We start from the raw sequence: 16,070 nt of genomic DNA, 5'->3' as shown, positions 1-16,070 counted from the left end.
CAATAGGTATATTCCTTTATTGTTTTGTTACAAACGCAACGAAGTTTAAGAAAACAGCCTTAATGAAAGCAGATAAATAAGACAGGAGTGTTACATGTGATTGAAACCTTACATATTTTAAATGGACAAGCCATGTATGATTATTATAAAAAGACACATTATCTCGAGCGCGAGATAACAATTCCTTTTAACGAAGCAATGTGTTTTGGAAACATTTCGGGTGACCTATTTTCACAAGAGTTCGTCGAAAATCGGGCGAAGGTTCATCATGTTACCCCGGAACAATATACTGTAAACACTCTAAAACCATTAGAGCCGCTCATCAATGGGGATTTTTCTGATATAGTGTTATGGTTTGACGCGGATATGTTCTGTCAGATCAATGTGCTCACCATCCTTGCTTGGCTTGATAAAATAGGTCACATCAATCCCGTTATTCTGTTTACCGTCGGTGATGAGTTTGAACTTATAGGATGGGACATACTTAAACCAGCAGGATTTGAAGAACTATACAAACAGGTTATCATTCATAAAAATATCCCTCATTCTTTTGATCCATATCCTTTAAAGAAAGGGATAGAACGATATCTTCATTATCTAAAGGAAGATAGTGAGCTTATCAACTATATTCAAGAGCACCAAAATATCCCGGAAGAAGAGCTTGTGACTGCATTAATCAACCATTTTACAGAATATGGGTTAGGAGATGTGCAGTACCTCGAAATCATTAAAGCAGTGCGCGGAAAATAACTAATAGGAGTGTCTCAAATGTTAACAAATAAGGAATTAAATGATATAAAAGCGCTTCAGGAAATTTGTGAGAACGAGGGAGGTCTTCAATTAAAACTTAATTTTGATATGCTGGAGAGCAGGTCTGAAAATCGCAAAGAAGATTTTTTTTATTATGAGGAAGGCAAGCTGGTTGGTTTTCTTGGAAACTATTATTTTGGAAATAAAGTAGAGATTTGCGGTATGGTTCACCCGGAATACCGTAGAAGGGGGATATTTACTAATCTGCTAGAGTTAGCACTAGAAGAGGCGAAGCAACGAGGTGCTAGAACCATTTTATTAAATGCACCTACAGAATCCCAATCAGCCAAGGAGTTTTTAAAGAATATTCCTTGTAGCTTAGCGATGGTAGAGTATCAAATGAAATGGAAGGAAATGGAGTTGTTAGACGATTCTACGATAACGATAAGACCATCTATTTCTGAAAGAGATTGGGAAGCAGAAATTCAATTGGATGTTCAGTGCTTTAGATTAGATGAAAAGGAAGCACGACAGTATAAGCAAGAAACCCAAGATTTTAATACGGATCGAAGACTGATAATTGAGGTAGACGGGAAGATTGCTGGGAAAATGCGGCTGTCGGAAATGAATGGTGACTCGTGGATATATGGTTTCTGCGTTTTTCCAGAATCTCAAGGAAAAGGGATAGGAAGAAAAGCATTATCAAAAGTGGTAAAAATGGAGAATGAAAAAGGATTATCTATTTTTCTAGAGGTCGAGGCTAAAAATGCGCATGCCTTGAGACTCTATGAGTCATGTGGTTTTAGAAGCTATCATTCCCAGGATTACTATAAAGTGTCATGTTGATGAGAGGGGAGTGGGAACCCCTTATTTTTTTATCTTTCTTTCAGTAAATAATATTTTCCAATAAAATTTTAAAGACATTTGTAATCGTTTACATTATAATAATAGTAAGAACTAGGAGAGGGGAAACAAACATGGAACTTTTAATTAAACAATGTGAACATAACCAGTCAGAAGAACCTTGTGAAGAGTGTGCCCCAAATAATGATCATGATGATTTAGATCTCTATGAATATGACTACAATAAGAGAATTTGGTTTTAAAACAGCTATTATATTAAGAAAGAATAGACTATAAACTTTGCTTTAGATTGAATAAGAAGGAGCTGTCTACCAAGATGGCTTCTCTTTGTTTATCTGTGGAGGTACTTCATACTTGTTATCAGATTTTAAATAACTTATAATTATCAGATAATAAGATTTTTAATCCACACATAGGGTAAATATACTACGATTTGGTTATAACTGTGACAGAAAAGGTGTGACTTTGTGAAATCTTCACCTTTTTTGCTAAATTTCAGGGGAAAAGGTTGATAAAAATGAGCAACATGGAAACTAATACAGATGTTATTTTAATTGGGGCTGGAATCATGAGTGCCACTTTAGGGACAATCTTGAAAGAATTAAATCCGGAATGGAAAATTACAGTTTTTGAGAAGCTCTCCAACGCCGGTGAAGAAAGCTCTAACGAGTGGAATAATGCGGGAACAGGGCATGCCGCACTGTGTGAGCTTAACTATACGGTCGAGAAACCAGATGGGTCAATCGATATTAGTAAAGCTATAAAAATTAATGAACAGTTTCAGCTTTCAATGCAATTTTGGTCTTATCTTGTAAAAAGCAAGCGGATTCATAATCCACAGGACTTTATTAGACAATTGCCACATATGAGTCTAGTTTTTGGTGAGGAAAATGTAGCTTTTTTACAAAAACGTTTTGAAGCGCTATCAAACAATCCTCTTTTCAAAGGGATGGAATTTTCGGATGATCCGAAAACACTGATGGAATGGATTCCGCTTATTATGCAAGACCGTTCGTGGAATGAACCTATTGCGGCAACCAAAAGCGACTTTGGAACGGATGTCAACTTTGGTGCATTAACCCGCATGCTGTTTGAATACTTAGAGAATAAAGATGTAAAAATTAACTATAATCATAGTGTAAATGATATTAAACGGACAAATGACGGCCTGTGGGAATTAAAAGTGCAGAATCAATTTAGCGGAACCGTTAAGCGCCACACGGCAAAATTCGTCTTTATCGGTGGCGGGGGTGGAAGTCTCCATTTATTGCAAAAATCAGGTATACCTGAAGGAAAACATATTGGGGGGTTCCCAGTAAGTGGTATTTTTATGGTGTGCAATAATCCGGATGTAGTGGAGTTACATCATGCAAAGGTATACGGAAAAGCTAAGGTAGGGGCTCCGCCAATGTCTGTTCCACATCTAGACACAAGGTATATCGACAATAAAAAATCATTATTATTTGGGCCATTTGCTGGCTTCTCACCCAAATTTTTAAAAACAGGTTCCATGTTTGACTTGGTCACTTCTGTAAAACCGAATAATGTCTTAACGATGTTAGCGGCAGGTGCAAAAGAGTTACCATTGACAAAATACCTAATTCAGCAAGTATCATTATCAAAAGAGCAGCGAATGGAAGAGTTACGTGAGTTTATCCCGGATGCTAAAACCGAGGATTGGGATTTAGTAGTAGCAGGACAACGTGTACAAGTAATCAAAGATACGGAAGCTGGAAAAGGAACGCTACAATTTGGTACGGAAGTGATTACTGCCGCCGATGGATCGATTGCAGCGCTACTTGGAGCTTCGCCGGGTGCTTCTACGGCTGTCCATGTTATGCTTGAAGTAATTAAAAAATGCTTCCCGCAACATTTGAAAGCGTGGGAACCAAAAATAAAAGAAATGATTACTTCTTATGGTGTGTCATTAATGGAAAACCCAGAGCTTTTACATGAAATGCATGCTTTAACAACTCAAACGCTTGGTTTAGTCGAAAAAGAGCTGGTTTTTAATTAATATGAATTTAACTAAAAATCTTTAATCCATACTTTGGATTGAAGGTTTTTTTTAGTTAAATTTAGAGATAATACCGTAACAAGGATAACATTCCTATAGATTAGTACTATACAAAATATGAAACTTAATAGAAAATAAAGTATTCATATGATTTTTTTAAAATCATTATATAAATGAATGTAATAAGAAGGAATGAAGATGGAAAATAAAACAGATAAAATAAAAATTTTAACAAAAGAATTAGCTGATATTAATTTGGCATTAAATGCTTCAACCATTGTAGCTATTACGGACCACCTAGGCACGATTACATTTGTAAATGATAAATTTTGTGAATTGTCTATGTACAATGAGGATGAGTTGATTGGACAAAATCATCGGATTTTAAAATCTGGTTACCATGCCAAAGAATTCTTTAGTGAAATGCGGAAAACCATAAGTAGCGGGAAAATATGGAAGGGTGAAATTCGAAATAAAGCCAAGGATGGTAGTTTTTACTGGGTAGATACGACGATCGTTCCATTCATAAACGACGAAGGTGAACCGTACCAGTATGTTAGCATTCGGACGGATATTACGAAGAGAGTTACCATGGAGATGGAATTGCAAGAGGCGATGAAAACTGATTTTATCCATACCGTGAAAAATCTTCAAAGAGAGCTTCAAGAAAATCAGCAACATTATCAACCTCTTTTTGAGCACAGTCAAGATTCCGTTTTTACATATGATAGGTCTGGAAAAATCATCAATATGAACCCTAGAGCAATAGAATTATTTGGAGACATAAATGAGACCCAAAATGAAGCAATGATTGTTAAAGAATATCTAGCTAAAAGGAATCACTGCTTTGAAATGGCGGTTAAAGGAACTCCCCAAAATTTTGAAATCGAAATGATAAATAAGAATGGACAAAGATTATTTTTTAATATTAACTTTCTACCTATATTTGTTGATAAACATATTAAAGGTGTATACTCGATTGCGAAAGATATCACCGAACAAAAGAAGATTCGAGATACGAATGCCTATTTGGCCCATCATGACGAATTAACAGGGCTTCCAAACAGAAGATGGATTGAACAAAAACTTAGTGAATCGTTAATGTTTGCAGATGAAAATAAACAGGAGCTAGCCGTTTTGTTTATTGATTTGGACCGCTTTAAATATATTAATGATACACTAGGACATTTTATTGGAGATCAACTTCTTAAACTCATCTCAGCACGACTGGTAGAGAGTATTGATAAAGATAGACATTTCGTTGCTCGGATGGGCGGAGATGAATTTATGCTTCTATGTCCTGACATCAACCATCATGAGGAAGCATCGCGTATTGCTTCAATCATTTTGCAAAATCTAACAAAACCTATTTATATTGAGGAATTTGAACTTTTTGTATCTGCCAGTATTGGAATTAGTATGTATCCAACCGCTGGGGAAAATGTTGTAGATTTAATGAAGAAAGCGGATATCGCCTTATATCGAGCAAAGGATCAAGGACGTAATACATATCAAATGTATTCTACTTCTATGGATGAAAGAAACTATCAATCGTTTCTTTTAGAAAGAAATTTAAGAAAAGCTATCATAAACAATGAGTTTATTGTTCATTTTCAACCGCAATTTGATGCGATTACTGGAAAAATAATAGGTGCTGAAGCCTTAATTAGATGGATGCACCCTGATTTAGGACTTGTTTCGCCAGGAGAATTTATTCCATTAGCTGAAGAATCTGGTCTTATTATTTCTATAGGAAAATGGATGAAAAAAAGAGTTTGTGAACAGCTAGTAACTTGGAGAGAGGCAGGTATTCCATTAATTCCGATCAGTGTTAATATAAGCTCGCAACGGTTTTTACAAAAGGATTTTCCAAATGAAGTCCGTCAGTTATTAGAAGAATACCATCTCGATGGAAAATGGATAAAATTTGAGATTACTGAAAACTCGCTTATGAAGCATGAAGAATATATCATTCAAACCATAAATGAACTAATGGACTTGGGAATCAAATTTTTTATCGATGACTTTGGAACCGGATATTCCTCGTTTAACTATTTAAAAATGTTTAAATTAGATGGTATTAAAATTGATCGTTCTTTTATTCATAATATCTCAAATGAGTCAGAAAACGCTGCTATTACAATCGCTATGATAAAAATGGCCCATCATCTAAAAATGAACGTCATTGCCGAAGGTGTCGAAACAAAAGAAGAATTTGCGTTTTTATTAGAACAGAATTGCCATTATATTCAGGGATTCTTATTCGGAAAGCCATGTGACAGTCAGGAATTTGAGCAAAAGTTCTTATGAGTGAATAAAGGCAAAAAACCTTCGATACTTTGAGTGGAGGTTTTTTGTTATTTTGCGGAACGTTAGATGCCAGCAGACAGAAAATGTAAACCATTCTATTTTTTAAATACATGTTGCCCAATAACCAGAGTAGTGACTCTTGTATCAAGCCAACGGCTGGTTGCAATGGTTGGATTGTAGAAAAATAAAGCACCTGGTGCCAATTGCCGTTGATCAGTTAAAGCTGCTGTCACTGCTAGAATGGATTCCTCATCTGCTGGTTTATTAATTTCACCATTTTTTATTGGCTGAAATTGACCGGGAGCATAGATGACTTCGTTAATAGTATCGGGAAATTGGGGACTTTCGACTCTATTAAGCACTACACAAGCGACCGCAATTTTTCCCACTAATGGCTCTGTTTGAGCCTCTGCTCTTACTAATCTCGCTAGTAAATCTATTTCTGAATCTGATAGGCTTATACTCATAGGTTCTGCTAATTTTGGTTCATTGGCCCTAATAGATTTAGTTGTATTAATGTTTTGTCCTATGTATATGAGATTAAGATTCGACACTTGTGGATTGGCATCCGTTAACTCTTGTAGTGATAAATTATGGTCTCTTGCGATTTTTGACATGGTGTCGCCTTGTTTAACGGTATAAGCAAAAGCAGGGGAAGTAAATAAAAGTGAAGCGGCCAAAGTTAATAGCATTATTAGTTTTTTCATAATTCTAGTCCTCCGAGTTGGGTTTTGGTATTTAAAACTATTACTATGAATAGAAAAAATAGATTAGTATTACAGTTAAGTTACATAGTTAAGACAATTAGAAGTCTCTATTGATTTGGAAGGTAATTCCAAGTTAGTAGAATGATAAGTGAATGTACATGAAAATGGTGCTTGGAAAAATTATGGTAAGAAAAGCATTTAAGTTTGTTTCTTTTATCCCGACTGTTACTATAGGAATGTATCCTAATGCAGAAAGGACTAATAAATTTATGCCACCATTTAACATACCTGTATCAGTTTTAAATCTAGCTCCAATTCGTCAAGGACAGAATTCACAACAAGCAATTGAAGCAATGGTAGATCTTGCTCAATCAACGGAAGAAATGGGCTATCAGCGTTACTGGATTGCCGAACACCACAATACGCCAACGCTTGTTAGTTCTGCAACGGCGATACTAATCAAGCACACCTTGGAGCATACCAAGACAATTAGGGTTGGTTCTGGCGGAATTATGTTGCCAAACCATTCTCCATTGGTCGTAGCGGAACAATTCGGAACAATGGCGACAATTTATCCCAATCGTGTAGAACTTGGTCTCGGCCGTGCACCAGGAACCGATATGATGACAGCAAGTGCTTTGAGACGTTCAAAAAATGATTCTGTTTATACTTTTCCGGATGACGTAAAGGCATTACTCACATATTTTGGACCAGAGGAGCATCAAGACTATGTAAGAGCGTATCCAGGTGTGGCAACGAATGTTCCGCTATATATTCTTGGATCCTCTACTGATTCGGCCTATTTAGCTGCTAGCTTAGGACTTCCATACGTATTTGCATCACATTTTGCACCAAAATTTATGGGACAAGCGATATCAATTTATCGGGAAAGATTCCAGCCTTCTGAGTACTTAGACAAGCCGTATATGATGGTATGTTTAAATGTAATTGCAGCAGAAACCGATGAAGAGGCCAAATTTCAACAAACAACGATGCAGCAGTTTTTCTTAAATGTCGTCCGTGGTACACGGAATCCGTTACAGCCACCGGTTGAAAGCATGGATGGGGTATGGAACCCGATGGAGGAAGAAATGTCTAAATCAATGTCTAGTGTTACTCTTTTGGGTAGTAAAGAATCCATTCGTCAGCAGTTGACTAATTTCCAAGAACATTATGCAGTAGATGAAATCATGGCAGTGTCATATATTTATGACGCTCGGAAACAAAAGCGTTCATATGAGTTATTTAAAGAAGTCATAGATGGGAAGTAATTATCCTTCTTAAAAAGGGAAAGCCATCCGGTTAGGATGGCTAGTTTTGTCTCATGACAATATAATAATGAAATGTTTCCTCAAAAGGGTTCATCTGTCACTCTATCCTTCCCTGGCTCATATACTATTTCTTTGCTGGTTCCATAGGTGGTTCACTGCGACATCTTTATATGTTTTGTTCCCACTATATGAAAGATGAATTGAACGAATATCGGGAGTTGATTATGTACATCTTCTATCCTATTTTCGCTACAGGAACTGCCGTTGTGGCTGTCACGTTAATTCAAAGTGGTATCTTGCTCATCGAGTTCGTAGACTTTGATAACACCCCATATGCCCAAATAAGCTTTGCATTTTTTGTTGGATTTGGATTCAATCGTTTTTTAAACAAACTTAACGCAGTATCTAAAAATATATTCCAAACCAATCAGCAGCAAACCACCAACACCAAAAAAGAAGAAAAACAACCAGAGTCCCTATAGAACTCTGGTTGTTAAATTTGTATATTTTTCCAAACTGTCCACCTGGGGTGGACAGTGTCCACGAGTGGTGACAGGCACCATTAGGCACTATTAAGCGTTCACAATTTTGACATATACTTTCAAATTCTTTGAAAAATAATTCGACATTAAACGCGAAGTTTATGTTTAATCCTCTTTTTACTTTACAATTTTAATTGAATGTTCAGTGAATTTTGTTAAACTAAGCCTAAATAAGTCGGACGTTTTGATTTTTCTTTAATTAATATGTTTGATAGACTGTAAATGATAACAGGGAAAATCTTATTTAAACGGGAAAACATGTAGAAATTAATAGAAATAAAAGAGTAAAAAATGTTTAATGATATCTATGGCTGTGCTAAAGCTGGAGCTACTTAAAGGAGGGCTTTATATTGTATTTCAAAGTAAAGTTCTGGAGAAGATTAACAAAAAAACAGAAATTAAGATTATTAAGACAAAGAGCTCACATAAATTCCGTTGGTAAAGGTTTTATTGCATAAGTGGAAACCTTGAATAATAGTTATAACCTTCAAAACGCCGTTGTACGGTGTTTTTTGTTTTAGTTAAGGGAAATTGGAGAGAAATAAATTTTCTTGGTATGATAGGTAAAGTGAATTAGGAAAAAAAGACGGAGGTTATCACATGTACAGCTTTAAAAATGATTATAGTGAAGGTGCACATCCTAGAATATTGAATGCATTACTTAATACCAATCTCGTCCAGGATGAAGGTTACGGGGAGGATAACTATAGCCGAAAAGCAATAGATCTGATCAAAGAAAAAATCGGAGACAATAACGTTGATATTCACTTCTTATCAGGTGGGACACAAACCAACCTAATAGCGATTTCAGCTTTCTTACGACCGCATGAAGCGGCCATCGCAGTTAGTTCCGGACATATTCTTGGGCATGAAACGGGCGCAATCGAAGCAACCGGACATAAAATCTTATCGGTAGAAGGAATAGATGGAAAAGTTACTCCGACAGATGTACAGGCTGTCCTTGATGGCCATCCCGATGAGCATATGGTGAAGCCGAAACTCGTATACATATCAAACTCTACTGAAATAGGGTCCATTTATACAAAGCAAGAACTTCAGGCTCTGCATGATTTCTGCCAACGTAACCAGCTAATTTTGTATATGGATGGTGCCAGACTTGGTTCTGCATTGCGTTCGGAAGGAAATGATCTTCAGTTAAGTGATCTTCCCAAACTAGTTGACGCTTTTTATATTGGTGGGACCAAGAATGGAGCACTGATAGGCGAAGCATTGGTGATATCCACAGATTCTTTAAAAGAAGATTTTCGTTATCATTTAAAACAAAAAGGTGCGCTTCTTGCAAAAGGACGATTGTTAGGAATACAGTTTTTTGAACTTTTCAGAGATAATTTGTTTTTTGAATTGGCTGATCATGCGAATAAGATGGCTGAGATTCTAAGAAAGGAAATTAACATTTTAAATTTTTCTTTTTTAACCCATTCTCCATCTAATCAAATATTCCCAATTTTACCAAATCCGGTAATCGCTGAACTTGAAAAAAAGTACTCCTTTCATACTTGGGAAAAAGTTGATTCAGATACTTCTGCCATTCGCCTTGTGACTTCTTGGGCAACGAATCAAGAAGAAGTAGTTGGATTCATTGAGGAACTAAAAAAGGCACTAAAATGCAGTACTGTTTGACCAATAAAAGCTCCAATACTCGCTAATTAAGTGGGTGTCGGAGTTTTTTTATTCTGCTTAGAATTTATTTTTAACAAAATCATCATAATAAATATATCGGAGGTGTAAATATGGGTTTTCTAGACAAACTATTTGGGAAACAAACGAAGGAGGAAAAAGTCATGACAACAGAAAAGTTAAACATTGGAATTATCTTAGGAAGCACACGTCAAGGACGCAATAGTCCACAAGTAGGAGAATGGGTTAAAGGGATTGCTGACAAACGCGGTGATGCTAATTATGAAATCGTGGATATCGCCGATTTCAATTTACCATTTTTAGGGACTACTGACGGTTCAGAAGGTGGACCTTGGAACGAAAAACTAGCAAATCTTGATGGATTTGTATTTATTGTTCAAGAATACAATCACAGCATTACAGGAGCTTTAAAAAATGCCTTAGACTTTGCTCGTGAAAATTGGTATAACAAAGCAGCAGGAATCGTAAGCTATGGCTCAACCGGTGGTGCACGAGCTGCTGAACATTTACGCGGGATTTGTGCGGAATTAAAAATCGCTGATGTTCGCACACACCCAACACTTTCATTATTCACAGATTTTGAAAATATGAGTGTTTTTAAACCAGCGGATTTACATCTTGACAATGTAAATGCTATGCTAGGTGAAGTGGTACAATGGGCCACAGCATTAAAAACGGTTAGATAAGATAAAGGAAAAAGACTAATAAAAGTGAAAAAGCACTTATGATGAGTGCTTTTTCTCTGTTCCAAGGAGAAACCAAAAGAAGGGATGAATGTGAGTGTATATTAATGATCTACATAAATGGGTGACCAAGCTGGGTCTAAAACCACATCCGGAGGGTGGCTATTACAAAAATACATATGTTTCTACGGAAAAGATTTCTGATAATGAGTTATCAGTGAGTTTTGACGGTCAGCGTAAGCTATATACGAGTATTTATTTTTTGTTAACGTCAGAGAATGTTTCCCATTTTCATCGGCTTAAATCAGATGAATTATGGTACTTTCATGGAGGGAGTCCTTTGACCGTTCACGTGATTCATGAAAATGGCGAATATCAAGAAATGAAATTGGGAATGAATCTTGACGAGGGAGAAGTACCACAAGTGTTAGTGAAGAAGAATGTAATCTTTGGATCTTCTGTAAAGGAAAAAGATACATTTTCCCTCGTAGGCTGTATGGTTTCCCCTGGGTTCGAATTCAAAGACTTTGAATTATTTTCACAGTCTGAACTATTGCAAAAATATCCACAGCACAAGGAAATAATTATGAAATTAGCATACAAGGAACTGCCTAACTAAGTTTTTTAATGGTTTGTTTGATCGTGGGTGATGTGAAAGCATTGTTCGAATAGCTTTGATTGGTAAGGATAGGATTATTTTTGAAGAAAGTTTATTAAATGTAGGGACTAAATTGAATCTATAAAAAAGTACAAATTGGAATCAGGACAACAATTCTAAACATAAATTCAAGCATGCAATCAACTCCTTTATATTGTATTTATATTATTAGTATAAAAGTGTTTTATTAAGCAGAAGTTTAAGTATTGTAAATTTATTGTCAATTTATACACATGCTGCCATAAATGTCATTTCTCTTCTGCCAAGTAAGTAATTTGATTTGAATATTTAGGATGAATGGTAAATCAAATTAAAGAATTTCAAGAGAAAAAAACATTTCACACGGAAAATGGCACATTTGTGTAATGTTTGTAGGCAGAAGATTAAATAGAAAACAACAAATATGATCTAAGCTTTGCTACAGAGTTTTCGAAGGAAATTGCCGAAAAGGTTGACGAGAAAAACAAGGATAAATAAACTAAAAGAGGTTTCTTTTCTATAAAAAATCAGGAAACTTGAGGGTGAAGGCAAATAGTATGGAACAAAAAGAACCTCTTTTATCATTTGAATTTGCAGATTCTAACGATAAAATAAATCCGCTTACTTTTCAAAATCCGCTACGTGTGATTACAGCTCATAAAATTGAGGATGTGTTGCCTAGTTTTCAACTTGTACAGGAGGCCGTTGAAATAGGGTATTATGCTGCTGGATTTTTATCCTATGAGAGTGCTCCTGCTTTCGATCCTGCATTTAGGGTTAAGAGTGGGAGCTCAATGCCGCTGCTTTGGTTTGGTATTTTTTCAGAGCCTAAGCACGAATATCTAAATAGTACAGGGGATTTTACAACATCAGAATGGAAACCTTCCATTACAATGGATACGTATGATCAAGCAATTAACTATATAAAACAATGTATTGAGAGCGGAGACACGTATCAAACCAACTATACAATCCGACTCCATTCGAAATTTAACGGAGATGGTTTAGCTTTTTATAATAGGTTGAAAAAAGCTCAATCCTCCCATTATTGTGCCTATATCCATACAGGTGAGCAGAGCATTTTGTCTGCATCACCGGAGTTGTTTTTCCATTTCCATAATGGGAAAATCACGACTCGCCCGATGAAAGGAACAGTTAAACGCGGGGCTTCGCATGAAGAAGATACTGCGAACGCGAATTGGCTTTATCATTCTGAAAAAGATCGCGCAGAAAATGTGATGATTGTTGATTTGCTTCGGAATGACCTAGGAATGATTGCTGAATCTGGAACCGTTACAGTAGATAAGCTTTTTGAAATCGAACAATACCCAACCGTTCATCAAATGACCTCTACGATTTCTGCTCAAGTTTCCGAAACGGCAAGTCTTGTTGATATATTTAAAGCACTTTTTCCCTGTGGGTCGATTACCGGTGCACCAAAAATTAGTACGATGAACATTATTGCAGAGTTAGAAAATGAACCACGGGAAGTTTATTGTGGGGCAATTGGATATATAACACCTAACAAAGAAGCGCTTTTTAATGTACCAATCAGGACGGTTTTAATTGATCACCGCTCTGGAGATGCTGTTTATGGAGTGGGTGGGGGAATTACCTGGGATTCCACTTCGATAGGGGAATATCACGAAATACTTGCAAAAGCAAAAGTATTGGAAGAGTCACCGGTGGAATTTGATCTGCTTGAAAGTTTATTACTAGACAATGGACAATATTTTTTACTGGAAGAACATTTGAAGCGAATGGGAAATTCAGCAGGTTATTTTGGTGTTAATTACGATGCAAAAAAAATAAAAAAAAACCTGAATGATTTTTCATATGAAAATAACTCAGGCTTGGTTAAGGTTCGCCTTCTTTTAGCAAGAAATGGAGAAGTAACGATTGAAGGCCAGCCGATTACCCAACAAGGAGCGGCAGTTGAGGTAGTCCTTGCGGGGGAAGCAGTGGATAAGAGTAATCCATTTTTATATCATAAAACAACCAATCGCGAGGTTTACACGAAGTTTCAAAAACAAATGCCTTCAGAAGCTTTTGATGTCCTGCTTTGGAATCAGGACGGTGAGTTAACCGAGTTTACAAATGGTAATGTAGTCTTGGAAATCAACGGAAAATTATGGACACCTCCTCTATCAAGCGGATTACTGGCGGGAACCTATCGGGACAGGTTAATAAAAACAGGGGAAATTTACGAAAAAACTCTTACACTCGCTGACTTAAAAATGGCCACTAAAATATTTTTTATCAATAGTGTCCGAAAATGGCGAGAGGTTCATTTACTATAATTGATAAGACAGGTACATACGAATTAATCTGTTCCACTGTTTGTGGGGCAACAAAAGGCCATGAAGCAATGAAAATCTCACTGAAAATAGTAGATTAAAATCTATATATGGAATGTTTTTAAGTGAGTTTTTTACTTAAGGTAACGTGGTATTAACCCCAAATGAAATGGCTCAGTCACATAAACTGAGCCATTTAAATTTATGAAAATTCAGGAATCATTCCAAAATTAGATGTAAAGGTTAGAACAAAAAAGAAATATAGCAATAACAGCAAAATCGCAAAAATGTACAACACCATAATGACCTTTCTTTTCGCAGTAAAGAAAGCTGGATGTTCTAGATATTTTTTCATCAGTGGATTTGATCCCATGATTTTATTCCAGATGATAGATAGCCAGTAATACATCATGAATAAATAACCGGAAAAAATAGTAACTTTTATCCAAATAGGAGGCAACAGGACAATGGCAAAGGTGGTAACATTAATCATGATAAGATACCCACTAACATACGAGTAATTTCTTAAAAAGACTTTTGTAAACAACTCGATAAAACCATTGCTTTGTGTACGTTCCTTAAATATTCGTTTAGAACGACGAAAGAAAAGTGGCTTCGTTCTTTTGGAAACAACAGGCTTTTCTATTTCAGGTGCCATCGCAAAAATAAGTTGAATATTCCCTGTCTTTCGCTTTTGTTCCATATCAATTTCATGGTCGGATGAACTCAATTTTTTTATTGCCCGAAAACTTAGATAGATTGAAACAGTCATTACAAGCGCGCCGGTAATAAAGATTGGGTACCATGTTCCTTTTATCCACAAGTAATAAATCAATTGGCTCAACCAGCTCATGATGATAAACGAGAAAATACTTAATGCAATTTTTTTCAATCTTGTTTCAATTTTCACCAACTGATACTTAACCAACATCAATCCTGTTTTTAAGGAAATGAAGTAAAATAAAAGTGCAGCTATTTGTTTCCATTCAAAATGATAATGTTTCAGAAGGAATGGGAGAAGAACGGATATCGCTCCTATCGTAATAACGGCTTGATAGAGTAATGAATAGCCAAACCCCCATTTTTTCATCCCCCAAAAGAGAGAAAATTTCTTTATTAAAAAGACTTTATCCGCACCCTCAACATATGTGCGAATGTTACCATTCCAAGAAATAAGATAGAGGAGAAAGAACAATAGAAAAAAGGGAACATTTTCAATCCAATTTGGAACATCGATCCACCATGAGCGATAAATTAATGCAAATATCGTTAAGGATGGGACAATAATGTACAACATTACGGTCCAATCGGCGATCGATTTAAACACTTTGTACTGATAAAGCCAGCTTTTAAGCAACCGTTTAATAAAAAGTTCGCTACTTCTCATTTTGATTTCCTTCTGAAATCTGATGGAAACAGTCATAAAGTGAGCCATTTTTAAGGTTACACTGTGTTCTAATTTCATCTAAGGTTCCAATTGCTTTCAGCTTTCCATTGTCAATAATAATGAATCGGTTACATACTTTTTCTGCGGTATCCAATACATGGGTAGACATAAGAATACCAGCGCCGCGAGAACGTTCTTTCTGGATAGAAGCTAGAAAAAGCTTCATCGCATTCGGGTCCAACCCAATAAATGGTTCATCAATAATATAAAAAGATGGATTTGTAATCATGGCCAAAATAAGCATCGCTTTTTGCTGCATTCCCTTTGAATACTTGATTGGAAATTCATGAGAATGATCAGCAAGATAATAAATTTCAAGCAATTCATTCGCCTTTTGTTTATATTCCTGGTCTGACAGTCCTTCAACTGCAGCGACAAAATCAAGGTGCTCCCATAGCGTTAGCTCATCATAAAAAATTGGCCGCTCCGGTATATAAGAATAGGTTTCCTTGCTGTCATATTTGACGGTTCCAACTAAATTATCTAGCAACCCTAAAATTGATTTAATGGTTGTACTTTTTCCAGCACCATTCGGACCAATCAATCCAACCAGCTCGCCTTTTTCTAATGTGAAGTTAATATCCTGAACGATTGCTATGTCTTTTTCATAGCCAGCTGATTGGATATCTACTTGTAATAAACTCATAATCATACCTCCTACACATAATCATACGATTAATCTTTGGAAAAGTTTTATGTATTTTTGGAAACACAAGAATTTTGCTGAGTGAATTTAAGTTCAGGCAGGTTTGTTTTGTGGAATGGTAGAACCGTGATAAAAGGTTCTTTTTTACATTTATCCTCTTTTTATCTTTTCGTCAATAAATGTCTACAATATTGAAATAGAAGTATATAGTTTCAAGAAGTTGAAAATGGTAAAATTAAT

Annotated in this window: 14 protein-coding genes; 11 read left to right on the top strand and 3 right to left on the bottom strand. The window is 35.9% G+C overall.

Going from position 1 to position 16,070, the window contains the following annotated elements:
- The first annotated feature begins 96 nt into the window (after positions 1 to 96).
- The 5 genes from BLR86_RS06605 (at position 97) to BLR86_RS06590 (ending at position 5,941) form a co-directional block, all read left to right on the top strand.
- Positions 97 to 750, top strand: a complete 654-nt coding sequence (locus BLR86_RS06605) for a hypothetical protein (RefSeq protein WP_090759573.1) — start codon at positions 97 to 99, stop codon at positions 748 to 750.
- An 18-nt stretch (positions 751 to 768) separates the two neighbouring features.
- Entirely contained in the window at positions 769 to 1,596 is an 828-nt protein-coding gene (locus tag BLR86_RS06600) for a GNAT family N-acetyltransferase (protein ID WP_090759571.1), read from the top strand.
- 131 nt (positions 1,597 to 1,727) lie between these two features.
- Entirely contained in the window at positions 1,728 to 1,856 is a 129-nt protein-coding gene (locus BLR86_RS26760; RefSeq protein ID WP_302847208.1) for a hypothetical protein, read from the top strand.
- A gap of 275 nt (positions 1,857 to 2,131) precedes the next feature.
- On the top strand, positions 2,132 to 3,631 hold the full coding sequence (locus tag BLR86_RS06595; protein WP_090760338.1) for a malate:quinone oxidoreductase: 1,500 nt from the start codon (positions 2,132 to 2,134) through the stop codon (positions 3,629 to 3,631).
- A 198-nt stretch (positions 3,632 to 3,829) separates the two neighbouring features.
- A complete protein-coding gene (locus BLR86_RS06590; RefSeq protein ID WP_175492809.1) occupies positions 3,830 to 5,941 on the top strand; it encodes a sensor domain-containing protein in 2,112 nt (703 codons plus the stop codon).
- Between the two features lie 95 nt (positions 5,942 to 6,036).
- Here the strand turns inward: BLR86_RS06590 and BLR86_RS06585 are convergent, their stop codons facing one another.
- Positions 6,037 to 6,633, bottom strand: a complete 597-nt coding sequence (locus BLR86_RS06585; protein WP_254782250.1) for a cell wall hydrolase — start codon at positions 6,631 to 6,633, stop codon at positions 6,037 to 6,039.
- Between the two features lie 284 nt (positions 6,634 to 6,917).
- Between BLR86_RS06585 and BLR86_RS06580 the strand changes: the two genes are divergently transcribed.
- From BLR86_RS06580 to pabB, 6 genes are all read left to right on the top strand, one after another.
- Positions 6,918 to 7,919: an LLM class flavin-dependent oxidoreductase gene (locus BLR86_RS06580; protein WP_090760336.1), complete on the top strand. Its 1,002-nt coding sequence runs from the start codon at positions 6,918 to 6,920 to the stop codon at positions 7,917 to 7,919.
- 224 nt (positions 7,920 to 8,143) lie between these two features.
- The gene (locus BLR86_RS06575; protein ID WP_090759563.1) at positions 8,144 to 8,401 is read left to right on the top strand and encodes a hypothetical protein; all 258 of its coding nucleotides are present in this window, start codon (positions 8,144 to 8,146) and stop codon (positions 8,399 to 8,401) included.
- A gap of 660 nt (positions 8,402 to 9,061) precedes the next feature.
- Positions 9,062 to 10,102 carry a threonine aldolase family protein gene (locus BLR86_RS06570; protein ID WP_090759561.1) on the top strand — a complete coding sequence of 347 codons (1,041 nt, stop codon included), beginning with the start codon at positions 9,062 to 9,064 and terminating at the stop codon, positions 10,100 to 10,102.
- Positions 10,103 to 10,212: 110 nt separating this feature from the next.
- Positions 10,213 to 10,806, top strand: coding sequence for an NADPH-dependent FMN reductase (locus BLR86_RS06565; RefSeq protein WP_090759559.1), 594 nt, complete (start codon positions 10,213 to 10,215; stop codon positions 10,804 to 10,806).
- Between the two features lie 94 nt (positions 10,807 to 10,900).
- Positions 10,901 to 11,422, top strand: a complete 522-nt coding sequence (locus BLR86_RS06560) for a cupin domain-containing protein (RefSeq protein WP_090759557.1) — start codon at positions 10,901 to 10,903, stop codon at positions 11,420 to 11,422.
- Positions 11,423 to 11,997: 575 nt separating this feature from the next.
- A complete protein-coding gene (gene pabB / locus BLR86_RS06555; protein ID WP_090760334.1) occupies positions 11,998 to 13,740 on the top strand; it encodes an aminodeoxychorismate synthase component I in 1,743 nt (580 codons plus the stop codon).
- 199 nt (positions 13,741 to 13,939) lie between these two features.
- Here the strand turns inward: pabB and BLR86_RS06550 are convergent, their stop codons facing one another.
- Both BLR86_RS06550 and BLR86_RS06545 read right to left on the bottom strand, forming a co-directional pair.
- Complete coding sequence (locus tag BLR86_RS06550) at positions 13,940 to 15,124, bottom strand: ABC transporter permease (protein ID WP_175492808.1); 1,185 nt, start codon at positions 15,122 to 15,124, stop codon at positions 13,940 to 13,942.
- Positions 15,114 to 15,830: an ABC transporter ATP-binding protein gene (locus BLR86_RS06545; protein ID WP_090759553.1), complete on the bottom strand. Its 717-nt coding sequence runs from the start codon at positions 15,828 to 15,830 to the stop codon at positions 15,114 to 15,116. The genes BLR86_RS06550 and BLR86_RS06545 overlap by 11 nt, the downstream gene beginning before the upstream one ends.
- Positions 15,831 to 16,070 lie beyond the last annotated feature (240 nt).

The organism is Bacillus sp. OK048, from assembly GCF_900103525.1.
GTDB lineage: Bacteria > Bacillota > Bacilli > Bacillales > Cytobacillaceae > Neobacillus.
The sequence above is the reverse complement of the archived record's forward strand: the minus strand, read 5'-3'. Positions and strand labels throughout refer to the sequence as shown.